We start from the raw sequence: 18,712 nt of genomic DNA, 5'->3' as shown, positions 1-18,712 counted from the left end.
AGGGATGCCCATTCCACAAGAAACCATTCCACAAGAAATTATTCCACTCTTAGACTTGACAAGGCTTGTATTTTGCCAGTTTGGCATAATTTTATGGAAATTTATCCGTAAAATCCGTAATAAAAGTTAAAATGATTAAAGGACTCTTAAGTTTTGATAAGATTTAGTAATATATAGTTGATTAAAAACGTAATGGCAGCAAGATATTCAGATACGGAGTATTCGGACATTGATATTGCGCCATTTATCGACCATTCGCTGCTGGTTCCGACGGCAACGCCAGATATGGTTACTCAATGGTGTGAGCAGGCTGATAGATATGGCTTTGCGTCAGTATGTATATACCCTACTTACGTTAAGTTGGCAACGGAACTTCTCCGTAATAAAAAGCCTGTTGTTTGTACTGTTATTGGTTTTCCTACAGGAGCAGTGACGAAAGCGACGAAGCTTTATGAGGCACAAGAAGCGGTAGAAAACGGCGCCACTGAGTTGGATGTGGTGTTAAATTTAGGCTTTTTGAAAGCTGGTAAGACCGATGATGTACACCGTGAAATTGCTGATATTTGTGAAGCAACTGGAAAAACTGTTAAGGTAATATTAGAGACTACGCTACTCACGGATACTGAGAAAGTTTTAGCTGCGGAAATTGCAATGGACGCTGGCGCCGCGTTTTTGAAGACTAGTACAGGTTGGAACGGTGGCGCCACGGTAGAGGATGTACGTCTTTTGAAAGAGGTTGCACGAGACAGGGTAGGAATTAAAGCCTCGGGGGGTATTCGGACGTTACAAGCAGCTTTAGACTTAATATTAGCGGGGGCAACTCGACTGGGAACTTCCCGCAGTGTCGAATTACTCAAAGGGTACGATACGCTGGAACAAAAGGGTAATTACTGATTCGGTGGCTAATGAGTAAAACCTATAAGGCAACTGGTATTAATCTGAAAACCCAAGTTTTTGGGGAATCAGATAGGTTAGTGACTATTTTGACAAAAGAGTACGGTTTACTCACAGCCATTGCACCGGGCGCGCGTAAGCACAATTCTAGTCTAGGCGGCAGAAGCGCAATGTTTGTAGTAAACGAAGTACTGATTGCCAAAGGGCGGTCACTAGACAAAATTACACAAGCAAATACTGTAAAATCATATCCGGGGCTGGCTAAAGATTTAGGGAAATTAGCCGCGAGTCAATACTTGGCTGAAATTGTTTTGTCCCAAGCATTGAGCGAAAACCCACAAGAAGAACTATATGAATTACTCAACGAACATTTATCCCGTTTGGAAAATGTCAGTAGTAAGAACCCATTACAAGTAGTCGCTTTCCTTTGCCATGCAGTATTCCAATTTATGGCTTTAGCGGGGTTTGCACCACAAGTTGATGCTTGTTGTTTGACGCAACGTCCTCTAATTGCTGATTTTGGCGCCGCTCGTAACCAAGTCGGGTTTAGCATTAATGCTGGTGGAGCTATTTATTTGGATGCATGGGAAAAACTACGTTCATCACAAAATCTTTTAAAGCAGGAGGAGGAAAAAAGTACTGCACGCGAAGTTGAGGGATATACATCCCCACAACAATTGCCCCACGACACATACGAAACTTACGAAACAATTCACCACTCGCAGGAATTACCTACCTTGAGTAGGCGCCTAAATGCGACAGAATTATTTCTGTTTCAGCAGCTATCACAATTAGATATTTCTAACAGCGATGCTGTGGGAAATACTCAAGACCAAAGTTGGTTATCTGTTGAGCAGGTATTGCGCCAATACGCTCAGTATCATTTAGGACGTTCGATTCGCTCTGCTGCTTTAATCGATTCATTTTTTGCCGCTAATTATGATACAACCGTCTTCCAGTGAAAGAAAAACCAATTACTCGTTACCTAGCCATCCTGCAAAGCCAAATCGAACACCCATTAGTAATAATTCACCCGATTCTAAATCGTCCCCACAGGGGTTTAGCAAAAATGTCATCCCTCTAGATTCGACTAAAAATGGCGCCTCGGTTAATTCAAAAACTGATGCGAGCGATTTGGTACATGTCAGTAAAAATGGCGCCACATCTTCTAATAATGGTAAGACGAGTGTAGATTCGATTGACGTTAAGCCAGATAGTAACCCTATTGGCTTTTTGCCTGTATTGAAGAATCCAAACTTCCTTGCACTTTGGGGAGGTCAGGTCTTCTGCCAATTGGCAGATAAAGTTTATTTAGTACTAATGATTGCCATAATCAAAACTCACTTTCAAACAGGTGAGCAAACCATAAGCGGTTGGGTTTCGGCAATTATGATGGCGTTTACTATTCCAGCAGTATTATTTGGTTCGGTCGCTGGTGTATTTGTAGACCGCTGGTCAAAGAAAGCTGTATTAGTTAGTACTAATATATTGCGGGGAATGTTCGTTTTTGCCATACCTATATTGTTATGGCTGACACATGACTTTCAACCCGTTGGCGCCCTACCTGTAGGATTTTTGATTATTTTGGCAGTGACTTTTTTAGTCTCTACCCTCACTCAGTTTTTTGCACCTGCTGAACAAGCTGCAATTCCTTTAATAATTGAAGAAAATAATTTGCTGTCGGCAAACTCGCTGTATACAACCACGATGATGGCATCGGTAATTATTGGTTTTGCAGTCGGAGAACCGATGCTGAACTTTGCCGATAGAATTTGGTGTCAGGTCGGTTTGTTTGGAAGTTTGGGTAAAGAATTTGTGGTTGGTGGAAGTTATGTGATAGCTGGCGTAATTTTATTGCTGATTGGCACGCAGGAAAAGCCTCATCCTGATACTGAGGCGCCTCATGTGCTTTCTGATTTACGCGACGGTTTACGATATTTGAAAGGCAATCATCCGCTTCGCAGTGCATTAGTACAATTAATAGTATTATTCTCTGTGTTTGCTGCACTGACTGTATTAGCAGTGAGGCTAGCAGAAATTATCCCGAATATGAAAGCTGAACAATTTGGCTTTTTACTTGCTTCTGGAGGTGTAGGTATTGCTATTGGCGCCATGCTTATTGGGCAATTTGCCGCGCGCTTACAGCATAGCCAGATGAGTTTGTTGGGATGTATTGGGATGGCGGCATCGCTGATTGGATTGTCAATATTTACAAAACAACTTTATATAGTAGTAGCATTAATTATGTTGCTGGGAGTATTTGGAGCGTTAATTGGGATACCAATGCAAACAGTGCTACAAACTCAAACCCCACCAGAAATGCGTGGCAAAGTCTTTGGTTTACAAAACAATGTGATTAATATTGCTCTTTCTTTACCTTTAGCATTAGCAGGTGTAGCTGAAACATTTTTTGGACTAAAAACTGTATTTTTAGGACTTGCGGCAATAGTGATTTTAAGCTGTGGTTTGGTACTGTTTAAATCTGAACCAACTACAAAGTAGTCATTGATTAATTGATGTTACACGCAATCTCAAGGAATTTTACTGAGGTTGAATGTAATCTATTTACCATTGGTGATGTACAAAGACGATGAGGAGCGATTGACAAAAGTTAATTTTTACTGGTTATTATATATTTCGGCGGGATTTTATGATAATAAAAGTCCATAAAGTGTACTTCTTATCGAAGCACAGTGCTAAAGACAGAATTTAATATTTACCCCCCGCAAGTTAATAACTAATAAAGAATGCGTATAGCTTGGATTGGAAAAAAAACGCCCTTTTGTGGTAATGTCACCTACAGTCGAGAAATTACAAATACATTACTCGACCGAGGACATCAGGTAAGTTTTCTACATTTTGCGACAGAATCTCGTGCAGATAATTCATGGAATTGTCAAGAGGTTCCTTTACCTTTCATTTATAAATCTCAGGTTTATACAATTCCCTCGTTCAAAGCGACTAAGTTATTAACGCAGTCGCTGCGACGCATTAGACCTGATGTTGTACATGCCTCGCTAACGCTATCACCTTTAGATTTTGTACTACCAGAAATTTGTGAAGAGCTAAATTTACCACTAATTGCGACTTTCCACACACCATTTGCGGGCAAAGGCGCCAAACTTGTATCAGGAACTCAGCTTTTAGCGTACCAACTCTATGCACCATTTCTGTGTAACTACAACTCAACAATTATTTTTTCGCAAATACAGCGCGAGTTATTAGCACGCTTAGGAGTCCCCGAAGATAATATTGCTGTCATCCCCAACGGGGTAGATACCATTAAGTATTCTCCTGGCACCTCTAGAATTAAATCTGAATTTAGAGCCGAACGTTTGTTTGTGTATCAAGGACGTATTGCCGCAGAAAAGAACGTAGAGTCATTACTGCGCGCGTGGAAACAAGCACAAATGGGACCACAAAGCAAGCTATTAATAGTTGGTGATGGACCATTAAAAAATTCCCTCGAACCATTCTATGGCGCCGAATATAATATAACTTGGTTGGGTTTTGTCGCCGACGAACTGCGACGCATCGAAATATTACGAGGAGCAGATGTATTTATATTACCTTCGCTAGTTGAAGGGTTATCATTGTCTTTACTCGAAGCAATGGCGTGTGGAGTAGCTTGTATTGCCACTGACGTTGGTGCCGATGGTGAAGCATTAGAAGGAGCAGGCGTAGTAATAGATACAAAGACTGTGCGTTCACAACTACGAACTTTACTGCCTTTATTCCAAGACCATCCAGAAATGGCAACTATACTTGGACAAAAAGCACGAGCGCGCGCTATCGAACGCTATACCCTCGATAAAAATGTTTCAATGCTAGAAGAATTGTATACTCAAGTCCTACAAAGACCTCGCTTACAATTATTCCGTGGCGCCTAACTTCCCTCTTATCTCTGTGTCCTCTGCCTTGTGGACTTGTGGAACGGGCATCCCTGCCCGTCTCATACCAAGTTTCTTACCTTATTAGACACAGAGTTAAAGATAGTTCACTCCACAATTAGGACTGACTTTTTAGAGGTTCAGAAGGCAACAAATAAATAACCCCAGAAATAACAGTCAGTGCCACACACACCCAAAAAGCAGCAAGCGCAGGAACTCTCCAACTTTCTCCAAGTGGAGCAATTAAAAGCGCGATAGCAATAATTTGACTAACCGTTTTGAGCTTACCCCAAATATTGGCGCCAGATATAGTAGCTTGATTAACACGCCATCCAGCTATCGCCAACTCCCTACCCAAAATTACAAATACTCCCCAAGCTGGTATTTGCCCAAGCTCAATTAACGAAAGTAAAGGCGCCAGTACAAGTAACTTATCAACTAAAGGGTCGAGAAACTTACCCAAGTCAGTAATTTGATTTAACTTACGCGCGAGATATCCATCTAACCAGTCAGTAAGCGCGCATACTAAAAAAATAACCAAGCATATCCATCTTGCTTGTGATGTCGGGTTCTGCAACCCATACAGTAGAAACGGTATGCCCAAAAGTCGCGAGAAAGTAATTAAATTAGGAATATTCATGAATAATTCTAGCTGATGGCACAACTTTATTATCGGGGAATGGTAGAGAAAAATAGTAAACCTAAAATAGGGGGTACTCGTTTGATGGTTTAATAATAGTTAATAGGAGAATATTAATGGCATGGGTATTTAGTTTGTCTGCCGAATGTGGTTCTGAGCAAGCGCTAGCACAAGAGTTTTCGCAACATTTTGATGGTATTTACTGGACTCTCTCAAATGGTACTCAGTCCCAATGTCAGGTAAGTATTTTTCAAGATATTGAGGACAACTGGTGGTGTCGAGTTTGCCCTAGTAACATTAGTGAAGTAGGAGTAAGTACACCAGAAACAGCTTATTTGATGACTGAACTAGGTTTATTGCTGTATAAACGTTTGCTTTCTGCTCCTAATTTCCGTTACGCTTTGGTGGGTGTAGAAGTTGATGAATTCAGAACTTATAACGAATTATTAGAAGATTTACCAAATTTTGCTTTTCCAGGTTTAGTCCTAGCTCTTAGTATTTGGCAAGAAACAGGTTCACCTCAAACTTTTCATTATTTTAGCTCAGGATATGTCTGGAAAACTTATGAAGGTGAAGTCTATAAACCACTTTTAGCATCGTCAGATTTAAAAATTAAACTTAATCAATTGCTGACTGTGCAGTAATATAAATGTATGTTTTGCTCATAAAACGGTTCTTCTAAGACTTAATTACTTTTTAGCTTTAATAAAGCTTTTGCTTTTACTTTTCTAACTAAATGCTCTAAATATTCGTACTGCTGCCATATTTGTTCTTCTTCTGGAGTCAAGCCAGTATTCCGATTTTTTTCAAGCAATGTGTCTATTTGTGTTCGCAATTCCTCTGATGGACGTAAAGCGAGAATCTCTTCAGGACTGGGAAGTTGTGCAAGAAATTCTAATATTTGTGTAGTACCGCTAAAGCCATTTTGCGAAGAGGCATTTAGTTCACGCAATCCTAATTCTAATATTTGCGGCGAAATCCTGTGGGACTTAATTGCTCCAGCAGTTCCTACTGATACATGGGAAGTACTTCACTAGAGCTAATAGTTGATACTTACATCTAGTTTATAATCGTAATTAAAATCCTATCTATCAGGTAAACTTGCATCATTAAGTACACGACGGAAGTACTCTCCTGTTGCACCTGTCGAAGTTAGACAGGGAATTCCAGCACGCAGGTCAAAAATGTAGACAATATATTTTGTTTGAGTGCGAGGTTTTAAATCACGAAATCGAGCAGTAGCCAAGCTGCTAACATCAAAGTCTCCTTTAACCACTACAAGCATTAATGGCGGTTCTCCACCAATAAAGTTAATTTTACCAAGACCTGTAGAAGGTATTTCAGCATTTGTAATTGAGCGAGTAAAGGCTACTGTCGGCGCCCCACTCAAAATGTTAAATTTAGCTTTAGTATAATCAAGAGCTGCTTTTCCAACTTCTTCATGTGAAGCATCTACTAGTAAACGGGCTTGAAATAAAGATTCAGACCTTCTGGCTCTCTCAAGACGCTCCTTTTCATGAGGATTATTCGGTTGATTTTGAGTCATAGCACGCTTTGACCAAAAAATTACAGTTGGTACTACACCTATAGTAACCAATAGGAAACTAAGGATTATTAAAGTTTTTTTCATTATTTTTTAAATATATGTATGCTTTTGGGAGGCGCCTTTAAATATCTAAATATAATAGTCGTACAATACGTAACATCAGTTCCAATTTAAATTGTCGAAAAAACAAAAATTAGCCGCGATATGTAGTATATATGTATATATTGGAAAAATCTCCGCGCACTAGAACTAAGCTTTCCCTCAACTTTGGCTTGATATAAATGAAACCCAACGCCATAACGGCTTTACGACTTGGTAATTTTAAAGCATTTGGTGATACTCAACGTATACCACTTCGACCCCTGACGTTGATTTATGGCGCCAATAGTGCAGGTAAATCGAGTATTATTCATAGTTTGTTACTAGCACACCACGGTATTAATACTGGAAAATTAGACGTTTACCGTACCAAAATAGGTGGTGAAGCTGTTGATTTAGGTGGTTTTGGGCAATATGTATATCAACGTAAACGTAATAATGTGGTTGAGTGGGCTGTTGAATTAGACCCGATTTAAGAGACTTTCTACTACTTTAGTCACGGCTAAACTTAAGATTGAAGTTTTTGTCTGGGATGATTTTCATGACCGCTATCTTATAAGTAACCTCATTGGCATTAATCTTAATAACGGTTTTGATATTAGTACAGCTAACGATATGACAACGTGGAGTAAATTAAGTCGTCAAATTAGAGAAGATATTAATAAGGAGTTTACCCCTGACTCATTGGGTAAAAAATCGTTAGTTGGAGAGCGTAAGTTAATATACAGGTTTACTATTCCAGATAGGTAGTAGTCTCAAATCATACATTATAGAGATGCTTCGTTCCTCAGCATGACATTATAGAGATGCTTGGCAATCCAAAATTATTATGTCGCAAACACAAGATTCTCAATTCCGTATCGAACGCGATTCGATGGGAGAAATGCAAATACCTGGTAATGTTTATTACGGTATTCAGACGCTGCGTGCTGTTGAAAACTTCCCGATTAGCGGGATTAAGCCTTTGCCTACTTACGTAGATGCTTGTATTTATATTAAAAAGGCTACGGCAATTGTAAATGGTGAGCTTGGTTGTATTGCTGAAGATACGAGTAAAGCTATTATTCAAGCTGCTGATGAGGTTCTTACTGGTAAGCTTCGTGACCAATTTGTAGTTGATGTGTACCAAGCAGGCGCCGGAACGTCGCATCATATGAATGTTAACGAGGTTTTGGCGAACCGTGCGTTAGAACTTCTTGGTGATGAAAAAGGTAATTATAAACGAGTTAATCCTAATGATGATGTAAATTATGGTCAGTCTACTAATGATGTAATTCCAACTGCGATTAGAATTGGTGGGTTGTTGGCTTTGATGCAGACGCTACACCCTGCTTTGGATAATGCTGTTGAAGCTATGAATGTTAAGGCTGTGGAATTTGAAAATGTGATAAAGTCGGGTCGTACTCACCTGCAAGATGCTGTTCCTGTACGCTTGGGTGATAGTTTCCGCGCATGGGCACAAATTTTAAGCGAACACCAAAACCGTATTTATACCGCTTCGAGTGATTTGATGGTGTTGGGGTTAGGGGGTAGTGCTGCTGGTACGGGGTTAAACACTCATCCCAAATATCGGGCGCGTGTGGTAGAAATACTTTCACAGCTTATTGATTGTCCTTTACAACCAGCATCACATCTAATGGCGGCTATGCAAAGTATGGCGCCTTTTGTTAATGTATCCGGCGCCCTTCGTAATTTGGCTCAAGATTTAGCTAAAATATCCCATGATTTACGGTTGATGGACTCAGGCCCAAAAACTGGGTTCAAAGAAATTCAACTTCCACCCGTACAACCTGGTTCTTCGATTATGCCAGGTAAATATAATCCTGTTATGGCAGAAATGACTAGTATGGTTTGCTTCCAGGTTATGGGCTATGATAATGCAATTACGTTTGCGGCTCAAGCTGGACAACTTGAACTTAATGTGATGATGCCGCTTATTGCTTATGATTTAATCCATAGTATTGAAATTCTTGGTAATACTATTGGCGCCTTGACTGAGAAATGTATCAAAGGTATTACTGCTAATACTGAAAGATGTTTGGAATACGCAGAAGGTAGTTTAGCTTTGGTTACTGCGCTAAATACCCATATTGGCTACCTTAATGCTGCTGCTGTTGCGTCCGAATCACTACAAACAGGGAAATCTCTTCGCCAAATTGTGTTAGAAAAGGAACTAATGACTGAAGCTCAACTTGCCGAAGTTCTTAACCTCGAACAAATGAGCGCAATTGTACCATTAATTTAATATTAGACGTGACATGTCACGTCTCTACAATAATATGGCGCCTTCTGTTAGTTTAATTCGTGCTACTTCTTATGAACGTGAGATGTTACGAGCGTCTCTTGAAGCTCTGCTTGAACCTTTGGGTGGGATGAGAGCGTTTGTTAAACCTGGAAACCGTGTTCTTTTAAAACCGAATTTACTAACAGGCGCCCGTCCTACCAAAGAGTGTACCACCCGTCCGGAACTTGTATACGCTGTTGCCAAAATGGTTATTGACGCTGGTGGTAAACCTTTTTTGGGTGATAGTCCAGCGTTTGGTAGTGCTAAGGGTGTGGCCATAGCGAATGGGTACCAGTTTATTTTGGATGAACTGAATTTGCCTATCGTTGAATTTCATGGCAAACGTTACCAAGCAGCAAGCGAAGATTTTAATCATTTGTTGCTGTGTAAAGAAGCTATGGAAGCTGATGTTGTAATTAACTTACCAAAAGTTAAATCACACGTTCAGCTTGTTCTCACGATGGGAGTTAAAAATTTATTTGGCTGTGTTCCTGGCAAGATGAAAGCTTGGTGGCACATGGAAGCTGGTAAAGATGCTAATCGTTTTGCTGATATGCTGGTCTCAACTGCGCGTGTTATTAACCCTGATTTAACTATACTCGATGGCATTATTGGACACGAAGGTAATGGACCTAGTGGGGGTGAACCACGTCAACTCAATGTTTTAGCTGCATCTGATAATGTGTTTGCTTTGGATAGGGCAATAGTAGAAATACTGCAAGTTCCACCCAATCAAGTACCTACTCTCGCTGCTGGACAACGTGCTAATTTAGTCCCTGAGTTTACAAATATTAATTTTCCGCTTCTAGAACCTCATACTTTACAAGTCTCGGATTGGCGCCTGCCTGATAAAATGGTAGCCATTGATTTTGGAATGCCTAGAGTAATTAAATCGACCTTTAAACATCTTTACATTCGATTCATCTTTGAACCAATGCGTGCTTACAATATGCGCTCAGAGTGATTTTAATATTTGTATTCCAGTCCCCAAGTGATAACTTGGCTACAACAATTCTACTCGTGGGCAGAGTAAGCTATGAATACCCTCCGATTGCTTAACTAGACTGCCCCCCAAAATTCAGTGGGGGCAGTTTTTTTGTTATTATTATTTGGCGCCTAAATCTGACTTATCAATTAACTTATAAACTAAATTCAATCTATCTTAGGAAGGATTGCTTATTTTTTGATGTAGTGCATATTAAATGAGTGTAGATTTAAATTTGAAGTTTTGTTGACTTTAGTAAATAGATAATTATTTTTACTCATAAAGTTTTGTGTGTATTTATTCGTACTGTTTGGTAGCTATAACCGCAGTTGCTAAGTGATTTACGGAAGTATGATTGATTTTGAGTATAACTACTTATATGATTAATGTGAAGGTTGCTGTCTCAGTATTTTTGCGAATGTATTTGGTTAACTGTGACAGCAGTAAATTTGGTCTTTGTGAGTAAGAAATTAGTGCTGAAAGCATTTAAAATACTGGCTTAAGTAGATTAATGTTGCTGATTTGAAAATTCGCAATTAAAATAATATATGTACAGTTAGTGTAAATTGTAATGCTAGGAATAGCTTTAAAATAATGGGTAATCAGGATAGGGTACAGTAATGCATCTAAGGTTATGTATAATAAAATTGAAACACAGAATACAAATTTTGCAAGTGCAATTGAAAATTTGATGTGTAATATTTTTGATTACAGCGTCCGTGTGAGAGTATTTGAAATGCTCAAATGCTAGGTAATGCTCGCGTCGGATATTGGTTAAAATGGTATCAAGACTCTCAAGCTAGGGAGTCAGTGCAATAATGTCACGGTTTTGGTTTTTTATGAATTCTAATAGTCAGTCTGCTAATGTTGATAGTTCATCTCATCGTTTGGCAGACATTGTCGGAACTTTCATTGCAATTTTAACTTTAGGCTTGCCTATGTTTGTTATTGCTCATTATTCATCAAATAATGTCGAAATTAACACACCGCAGCCAATTACGTCTAGCTTGCAACAAAGTCGAGACTAAATCACGTACAACAGCATGTTTTCAATCAATAACTCAATAGTTTAGCATTAGCTAATTTTTCGCGCCACAAGTGCTTGTGTGTAGAGTATATAATGCAGAACTCATCAGAAAGCGAAGCGCGCGTTTTCAAGAAGCCTTTTTTATACATGCACGATTTAATGTAATTTGTCAACTCCCTAGTTCTCGGACGGGGAGTTATTTTTTGACTTGGACATAACTTAAAAAAAGCTTGCCAAAAAGCTTGAAAACAAAGTATTAAAGATATCACGTCAACAAAAGTACATTATTCGCCTTAAAATTTATTACGGGTAGCTGAAAAACACTACCCATATATTTGTGTGTATGAAGCAAGGAGATTTTTTGTGGATTTGTCCCGTATTCCAGCCCAACCAAAACCCGGTATCATCAACGTATTGATTGAAATTACAGGCGGGAGTAAAAATAAATACGAATTTGATAAGGATTTGAATGCTTTTGCTTTAGACCGCGTATTATATTCGTCAGTACAATATCCTTACGATTACGGTTTTGTGCCCAACACTTTGGCTGATGATGGTGACCCATTAGATGGAATGGTAATTATGGATGAACCAACCTTTCCTGGATGTGTCATTGCCGCACGACCAATTGGCATGTTAGAGATGATTGACGGTGGTGACCGTGATGAGAAAATTCTTTGCGTTCCCGACAAAGACCCACGCTATGCTCACGTTAAATCTCTTAAAGACCTTGCTCCGCACAAACTAGATGAAATTGCCGAATTCTTCCGCAGCTACAAGAATTTAGAAAAGAAAGTTACTGAAATTCTTGGTTGGCAAGATGTTGCAATGGTTCAACCTCTAGTTGACAAGTGTATTAAAGCTGGCAATAAATAAAGTTAGGAGGAGCGTCGAGGCGGGTTTACCTATATCTTGGTGAATAATAAAATTTAGCTCCTACCTCCTATTTCCGGTACGGGCGGGTTAACATAAATTTCTCATTGTTTACTAGGATATAGGTAAACCCGCCCCTGCTAACTCCTAACTATTAAAAATGTATCGTACAATTCTTTTGGCGAAGATTCATAACTGCACTCTGACCGCAGCAAATATCAACTATGTTGGTAGTGTTAGTATTGACCAAGTATTATTAGATAAATCAGGGATTTTACCTTACGAGCAGGTACAAGTTGTCAACATCAACAATGGTGAGCGTTTCACGACTTATGCAATTCCCGCAGCGGCTAATTCAGGAGCGATAGAACTAAATGGGGCTGCGGCACGTCTAGGCATTTTAGGGGATCGCTTGATTATAATGTCTTACGGGCAGTTCACAATGGATGAGTTAAAAACTTTCTCTCCGACGGTTGTACTTGTAGACGAAAAAAATCGACTTTTAGAAGTGCGACGTTATGATGACCTGCTATCGTCATACCATTCCTGAACATGAAAAGTAAGAATGAAAGAGATGTCAACGACTCGAGATTACCTACTTAAAGATTCTTCAAGGGTTTCTTTGTGCGAAAGACAAGTGGGGAATTTTGCCGTACAATTTTGGGGTGTACGGGGTTTAATTCCAACACCTGGTAGTAGCACTGACCGCTATGGGGGAAATACTGCTTGTGTCGAAATGTTTGTAGCTGGTAAACACTTGATTTTTGATGGTGGTACTGGTTTAAGAAGTTTGGGCAAAAGTTTGCTGTTTAGAGATGCTCCTCTCAGCACGCATTTATTTTTTACCAACTCCCAGTCTAATCGCATTCAAGGGTTTCCCTTCTTCGCTCCTGCGTTTGTGGCTAATAATAATCTTCACATTTATGGTAGCGCTGCAAGTAACGGCGCCTCAATTAAACAGTGTTTGGGAGACCAAATGCTACAACCTCACTTTCCATATCCATTGCAAGTAATGCAATCAGAGTTAGCATTCTGTTATCTAACTCCAAACCGTGTAATTACTTTAGATGATGTGACAATAACTACTGCTTTAATTAATCATACTCAGAAATCGATTGGCTATCGAATTACTTGGCAGAATTATAGCGTTGCTTATATTACAGATTTAAGTAATAGTGTTGATGACGTTGAATTAGCAAACGTGATTCAATTAGTACAAGGCGCCGATTTGTTGATTGCTAACTCGACTTATACAGAACTGACACCACGAAACCATCAAAATGATGATTTACCCTGGCAAGCTGCTGTTGACTTAGCATCCAAAAGCGAAGTTAAACGTTTAGTTATTTCACATCATCACCCTGATGATAATGATGATTTTCTAGATGGAATGCAAACAAAGGTGAAATCAGTCTTTGATTCAGCAGTACTAGCACACGAAGGTTTAGTATTAAATATAGATAAGTTTTAAATATATTAAAAAATGTATGAAAGCTCCTGCATCTCAACTTTCATTGGCATCGGGAGGTTTGTTACATTTATGACAAAAAATAGTATTTATACTTAAATGGAAATCTGGTAATTAAAAATGTCCACAGCAAAATGTCCACCATTGGTGGACATTTTAGACGGCGCCGAAATAAAATTTAAGCTGGTTGAAACATATTTTGGCAGACTGTAGTAATTGCACGAGATACTTCTTCGAGTTTTTTAAGGACAGTTCCATTGCTAAGGAGTTGTTCAGTTTTGGCGATACCTGCTTGGATATCCTCACATATACCACTACGCCACAAATAAAATCCTCCATTCCATAATGTACTTTGCATAAGTTCACAATTTGAACCTGTCAGCGTTGCTTTGATGTCTATAATTAGTTGTTCAGTAGATGTTAATGGAACATCTTGGGTTGTAAAGTTGTAATCACGAGGCGCCATTATTAAGCGTTCGATGGATGCAGTTTGAGATACAGTAGAGCCTAAACCGATTATGGCACTACGGTCGCGTGCTAAATCACAACTACCTTCTAACCCCTTAATAGTAGTAAATTTAGTAATACCTTGTAATCCTAAAGCCGTTTGAAACATTCCCTCGGTAGGAGGATGAACGAATCCAGAAATAATATGAGCATCACCATCATAAGGGTTCCATATTAATTCCATTGTGGCAAATGGAGGTCGTTTACCCAATTGGTCGCGGTATTCCCAAATTGCATTAGTTAAAGGAAAATGTTTGGGTGTGTATACTAGGGCAATACCTGTTTGCTCAAATACTTGAAGAAGTTTCTCGAATGACATCAAAGTCCAGTCAACTCCTAATGACTGCCATACTTCTATTAAAGGTAAACCATATTTAGTTGGCAAACGATTTCCACCATGCATAACAACCGGTTGTCCTGCTGCTGCGAGTAATAAAGCTGTAATGGGACTAATTGGATAAGTGCGGGTGCGACCATCATAAGGTATACCCAAAACTATGACCTGACGTTGACTCTCAATTTGTCTAAGTTTTGGGCCAAGCTCATTATACGCATCTAACATACCCGCTAATTCCTCGCCAGTTGGGCGCCGAATGCGGTGAGCAATCAAAAATGCACCAATTTGGGCTGGTGTTGCTTCACCCAGCAGCATCATTTTAGTAGCTTCTGAGGCCTCATTACGAGTTAGATTTTCAGAAGTATGGTTTCCACTGCCGACTTTTTTTAGCAAATCCCGAAATTTATTACTCATATTATTTACCGTTTCACCAATAATTAACTTGCGTTTCGCATATCCAAAGCAAACTGAGGTGGTATATGTTTACGCACCAACTGCCAGAAATGTTGAATTGGGGGAATTTGCAAACGGTCATTAGTAGTTACCATAACGACTCGACGGGTCATACTCGATGTGGTCTCGTTTAAAAGACTACTGTTACCAGCAAGGGGACGAACTGCAAGGGTGGGGTCATTGCGTGCTTCGACTAAAGCTGAATATGGCAGTAACGCTACAAATTCACCTTGTCGAACCACTCCTCTAAAAGCATCAAGCGTATTTACTTCTAAAGCCGCTTGTAAAGTTGCTTCGAGTCGCTCAAACTTATCTTGTACTAACCTTTGCATTCCATATCCATCTTTAAACACAACTTGCGGATAATTCACTAACTCCGACCAAGGAACCATGTCATATTGTGCCAAAGGATGGTTAACTGCTACTAAAACCTCAATTGGTTCCTCGTATAGCGTTTCTACAATCATTTCGCGACCCGTAGTCAAGAAACGATTGTTCATTACAATAGCCAAATCAACCAAACCATCTTTGAGAACTTTTAATGCACGGTCACTCCCTAACGAAGTCACTCGCAATTGAACATCCGGGTAATCGTGGCAAAATTGCTGTAATACTGGCGGTAAGTAATAAGCACATAGCGAGTGAATAGCTGCAACACATAGTTCTGGTTGCTTTCCAGAAACCAAATCAGCTATTTCCTGCGTCGCGCTTTGCCATTCAGCACATATTTTACGCGCGCGTGGCAACAACCGCTCACCCGCAAGCGTCAATTTTGCCTGACTTGTACGGTGAAATAGTTCACACCCCAAGTCCCCTTCTAATGCCTGAATTTGACGACTGATAGTAGATTGTGTTACACCGCATTTACGCGCTGCTCCTTGAAAACTACCAGCTTCAGCAATACCCAGAAAAGCTTGCAGCTGCTCTAGTCGCATTGTTTGTGTAGCCTGAATTACATTTGTGGCTGATATCAACTTAGCTGATTTGACACTAAGTTTTAGTAGATTTTGTTACATCTTGCTCTTTCGCTGCGACTTTCTACAGTACCAACGATGTTGGGTTATTTACCTTCAAAACGGTAAAATAACTGAGATTTTGACGAAATCTGACTATCAGAAAATTCTAAATATTTTCTTAAAAAATAATTCAGTTTCAAGAAAAAATTTACATTTCATAACAATTACTTAATCTATAATTAAATATTTTGTCTTGTAGCACAGGCATCCTTGCCTGTTCCATGTTACTTTCAATATTTTTTGGGAAGTATAAAAATGAAAGTCTTGCACGTTAACTCGTTATTCTACCAAATAAATCAATGGAACAAATTGTCAATAAAAAGCAATTTAAATTTACATTGGACTGGACGGTGCTTATTTCGGCAGTTGTACTTCCAATTATTGGCTATACTCTAATTTATTTATCCAAAACACTGTACTTTAAAGATGGCGCCATAGCATGTTGGCCTACAGGTGGTGTTTACTTAGCGGCAATGCTGCGTCTGGGATACCGCATTTGGCCTGCTGCCTTACTGAGTGAATTTACTATCAACCAATTACTATTTTCTGATGGTAAATTATCGACATTTATTGTCAATACGTTGATATCGCCAGTTACAGTTATTGACGTTTTAGTAACAACTTTTCTTATCCATCGCATTATTAAACGTCGTAACCCCTTAGAAAGGTCTGAGGACATTTTTAAATTTGTCTTATTACTAATACCTAGTCCTCTTGTTACTAATACTTATGGGGTCACGGTACAAGCATTAGCTGGAATTACTCCTTGGGCAAGTTTTGGAGATGTATTGCGAAATTGGTTGATACAGGGTTTTACTAGTTACTTAGTCATCATTCCAATGCTGTTAACGTGGTCTCAAAGATATGTAGATAAGCAAAAATCTTTAAAAAAGTTCGCAGAGTTGGGATGCTTACTTCTATTAGTAATTATTATTAGTTGGACTACATTTTCCAGCGGATATCCTTTAGAGTACATGTTAATTCCACCGTTGATTTGGGCGGTATTTCGGTTTGGGCAACGGGAATCAACGACACTTGTTTTTATTATATCAGTAATTGCTATTTATGGAACGGGTCATGGTTTTGGGTCGTTTGCTAAACACTCAGTTGTTTTGTCTTTATTTCTGCTGCAATCTTTTATTTGTGTTGTTGCCTTAACTACTTTAATACTTTCTGGAGTAATTAACGAAAATAAAAAAGCCGCAGCAAAACTCAAGCGAGCTAACGATGAGTTAGAACAAAGAGTAGAGGAACGTACTCTAGAATTGCAACAAGCAAAAATTATTGCTGACACTGCCAACCAAGCAAAAAGCGAATTCCTCGCTTCGATGAGTCATGAATTGCGTACTCCTCTCAATGGAATTTTGGGTTATGCCCAAATTCTCCAGCGTTCTAAAGTTATACCAGAGAAAGAACATAAAGGGATTAATATTATTCACCAGTGTGGTGAGCATTTGTTAACTTTAATTAACGATGTCCTTGACCTCTCAAAAATTGAAGCCAAAAAAATGGAGCTTCATCCAAAAGATTTCCACTTTCCGTCTTTTTTACAAAGTGTCGTGGAAATCTGTAGCATTCGTGCAGAACAAAAGGGTATCAGTTTTGATTATCGGTTAAACAATCAACTACCTATTGCTATTTGTGCTGACGATAAACGTTTGCGGCAAGTTTTAATCAATCTTTTGGGTAATGCGATTAAGTTTACCGATACTGGAGGAGTAACATTTAAAGTTGAGGTATTAGAAAACGGGATGATTCGTTTTTTAATTGAAGATACTGGTGTGGGGATGGCGCCGGACGTTATGGAGAAAATATTTTTACCATTTGAGCAGGTTGGTTCATCTGAAAAACAAATCGAAGGTACGGGGTTAGGTTTAGCTATTAGTCATAAGGTTGTGAGTTTAATGGGCGCCACAATTAATGTAGAAAGTCAATTAGGTGTAGGCAGTACTTTTTGGTTTGACATAGAATTTATGGAAGCAAAAGAATGGACGAATACTCACAATACCCAAAAAGGTACTGTTATAGGATTTGAGAGCGAAAAACGCAAAATATTGATTGTGGACGACCGTTGGGAAAATCGTTCGGTTTTAGTGAATTTACTTCAACCAATAGGTTTTGAGGTATTGGAAGCAACTAACGGTGAGGAGGGATTAGAAAAAGCTATTCAAGAAAAACCTGACTTAATTATTACAGACTTAGCAATGCCTGTGATGGATGGGTTTACAATGACCAAGCATCTGCGAGAGTTAGAGGAATTTGAAAATTCACTAATTATTGCCTCCTCTGCTAGCGTGTTTGATTTTCATCGGCATGAAGCAGTTTTATCTGGCTGTAATGATTTTCTTCCCAAACCTGTACAAGTAGAGGAATTATTTTCACAGTTACAAAATCACTTACAATTGCAATGGATTTATGAGCAGAGTCAGAAATTAGCAACCAATTCGTTATATTTAGCTGAAACAAGTGTGATGGACATTCCTCCTGCATCTGCACTCACAACATTGTATGAAGCTGCACAACGGTGCGATGTTGCTGATATTCAAGCTGCTGTCTTAGAAATTGAACGGCTAGATAAGAAATATAAAGCTTTTACTGAGAAAGTTTTGTTTTTAGCTGATGAATTTGAAATGGAAGCGATAGTTTCTTTAATTAATATTTATATTATTGACTGTAACTAAAAGAAGGTAGTA

The 18,712-nt window shown here is 39.0% G+C and carries 20 protein-coding genes; 15 read left to right on the top strand and 5 right to left on the bottom strand.

The genetic code is table 11. The features are described 5' to 3' along the window. Positions 1-4: 4 nt before the first annotated feature. From DSM106972_RS55090 to DSM106972_RS34840, 5 genes are all read left to right on the top strand, one after another. A complete protein-coding gene (locus DSM106972_RS55090; RefSeq protein WP_267901199.1) occupies positions 5-130 on the top strand; it encodes a hypothetical protein in 126 nt (41 codons plus the stop codon). 62 nt (positions 131-192) lie between these two features. Beyond that, entirely contained in the window at positions 193-894 is a 702-nt protein-coding gene (deoC, locus tag DSM106972_RS34855; protein ID WP_127084993.1) for a deoxyribose-phosphate aldolase, read from the top strand. Between the two features lie 11 nt (positions 895-905). After that, entirely contained in the window at positions 906-1,856 is a 951-nt protein-coding gene (gene recO / locus DSM106972_RS34850) for a DNA repair protein RecO (RefSeq protein WP_127084992.1), read from the top strand. Beyond that, on the top strand, positions 1,834-3,396 hold the full coding sequence (locus tag DSM106972_RS34845; RefSeq protein ID WP_170213624.1) for an MFS transporter: 1,563 nt from the start codon (positions 1,834-1,836) through the stop codon (positions 3,394-3,396). Before recO ends, DSM106972_RS34845 begins: the two co-directional genes overlap by 23 nt. A gap of 245 nt (positions 3,397-3,641) precedes the next feature. Further along, the gene (locus tag DSM106972_RS34840; protein WP_127084991.1) at positions 3,642-4,784 is read left to right on the top strand and encodes a glycosyltransferase family 4 protein; all 1,143 of its coding nucleotides are present in this window, start codon (positions 3,642-3,644) and stop codon (positions 4,782-4,784) included. A gap of 118 nt (positions 4,785-4,902) precedes the next feature. On the opposite strand, the gene pgsA is transcribed toward DSM106972_RS34840, so the two are convergent. Next, entirely contained in the window at positions 4,903-5,424 is a 522-nt protein-coding gene (gene pgsA / locus DSM106972_RS34835) for a CDP-diacylglycerol--glycerol-3-phosphate 3-phosphatidyltransferase (RefSeq protein ID WP_127084990.1), read from the bottom strand. 116 nt (positions 5,425-5,540) lie between these two features. Between pgsA and DSM106972_RS34830 the strand changes: the two genes are divergently transcribed. Then, positions 5,541-6,068: a hypothetical protein gene (locus tag DSM106972_RS34830; protein ID WP_127084989.1), complete on the top strand. Its 528-nt coding sequence runs from the start codon at positions 5,541-5,543 to the stop codon at positions 6,066-6,068. A 41-nt stretch (positions 6,069-6,109) separates the two neighbouring features. Here the strand turns inward: DSM106972_RS34830 and DSM106972_RS34825 are convergent, their stop codons facing one another. Both DSM106972_RS34825 and DSM106972_RS34820 read right to left on the bottom strand, forming a co-directional pair. Next, complete coding sequence (locus tag DSM106972_RS34825) at positions 6,110-6,376, bottom strand: hypothetical protein (protein ID WP_233787751.1); 267 nt, start codon at positions 6,374-6,376, stop codon at positions 6,110-6,112. Between the two features lie 132 nt (positions 6,377-6,508). After that, positions 6,509-7,054: a hypothetical protein gene (locus DSM106972_RS34820; protein ID WP_127084987.1), complete on the bottom strand. Its 546-nt coding sequence runs from the start codon at positions 7,052-7,054 to the stop codon at positions 6,509-6,511. A gap of 197 nt (positions 7,055-7,251) precedes the next feature. On the opposite strand from DSM106972_RS34820, the gene DSM106972_RS34815 reads away from it, so the two are divergent. The 8 genes from DSM106972_RS34815 (at position 7,252) to DSM106972_RS34785 (ending at position 13,709) form a co-directional block, all read left to right on the top strand. After that, positions 7,252-7,545, top strand: coding sequence for an AAA family ATPase (locus DSM106972_RS34815; protein WP_127084986.1), 294 nt, complete (start codon positions 7,252-7,254; stop codon positions 7,543-7,545). Between the two features lie 139 nt (positions 7,546-7,684). Further along, complete coding sequence (locus DSM106972_RS55085; protein ID WP_267901198.1) at positions 7,685-7,819, top strand: hypothetical protein; 135 nt, start codon at positions 7,685-7,687, stop codon at positions 7,817-7,819. Positions 7,820-7,898: 79 nt separating this feature from the next. Continuing rightward, positions 7,899-9,314: an aspartate ammonia-lyase gene (locus DSM106972_RS34810; protein ID WP_127084985.1), complete on the top strand. Its 1,416-nt coding sequence runs from the start codon at positions 7,899-7,901 to the stop codon at positions 9,312-9,314. A gap of 13 nt (positions 9,315-9,327) precedes the next feature. Continuing rightward, positions 9,328-10,317 (top strand): Npun_F2552 family protein, encoded by a 990-nt coding sequence (locus tag DSM106972_RS34805; RefSeq protein WP_233787752.1) that lies wholly within the window; start codon positions 9,328-9,330, stop codon positions 10,315-10,317. 860 nt (positions 10,318-11,177) lie between these two features. Further along, positions 11,178-11,366: a TLTLP motif-containing protein gene (locus tag DSM106972_RS34800; RefSeq protein ID WP_127084984.1), complete on the top strand. Its 189-nt coding sequence runs from the start codon at positions 11,178-11,180 to the stop codon at positions 11,364-11,366. 362 nt (positions 11,367-11,728) lie between these two features. After that, positions 11,729-12,241, top strand: coding sequence for an inorganic diphosphatase (locus DSM106972_RS34795; protein ID WP_019494237.1), 513 nt, complete (start codon positions 11,729-11,731; stop codon positions 12,239-12,241). Positions 12,242-12,398: 157 nt separating this feature from the next. Then, positions 12,399-12,788: an aspartate 1-decarboxylase gene (panD, locus tag DSM106972_RS34790; protein ID WP_127084983.1), complete on the top strand. Its 390-nt coding sequence runs from the start codon at positions 12,399-12,401 to the stop codon at positions 12,786-12,788. A gap of 24 nt (positions 12,789-12,812) precedes the next feature. Beyond that, complete coding sequence (locus tag DSM106972_RS34785) at positions 12,813-13,709, top strand: MBL fold metallo-hydrolase (RefSeq protein ID WP_127084982.1); 897 nt, start codon at positions 12,813-12,815, stop codon at positions 13,707-13,709. A 175-nt stretch (positions 13,710-13,884) separates the two neighbouring features. On the opposite strand, the gene DSM106972_RS34780 is transcribed toward DSM106972_RS34785, so the two are convergent. Next, on the bottom strand, positions 13,885-14,964 hold the full coding sequence (locus tag DSM106972_RS34780) for an anthranilate phosphoribosyltransferase family protein (protein WP_127084981.1): 1,080 nt from the start codon (positions 14,962-14,964) through the stop codon (positions 13,885-13,887). 23 nt (positions 14,965-14,987) lie between these two features. Beyond that, a complete protein-coding gene (locus tag DSM106972_RS34775) occupies positions 14,988-15,938 on the bottom strand; it encodes a LysR family transcriptional regulator (RefSeq protein WP_127084980.1) in 951 nt (316 codons plus the stop codon). A 380-nt stretch (positions 15,939-16,318) separates the two neighbouring features. On the opposite strand from DSM106972_RS34775, the gene DSM106972_RS34770 reads away from it, so the two are divergent. After that, positions 16,319-18,700, top strand: a complete 2,382-nt coding sequence (locus DSM106972_RS34770) for an MASE1 domain-containing protein (protein ID WP_127084979.1) — start codon at positions 16,319-16,321, stop codon at positions 18,698-18,700. Positions 18,701-18,712 lie beyond the last annotated feature (12 nt).

The sequence above is a fragment of the Dulcicalothrix desertica PCC 7102 genome, assembly GCF_003991905.1.
Classification (GTDB): domain Bacteria; phylum Cyanobacteriota; class Cyanobacteriia; order Cyanobacteriales; family Nostocaceae; genus Dulcicalothrix; species Dulcicalothrix desertica.
This window is presented reverse-complemented; position numbering and strand designations above follow the sequence as displayed.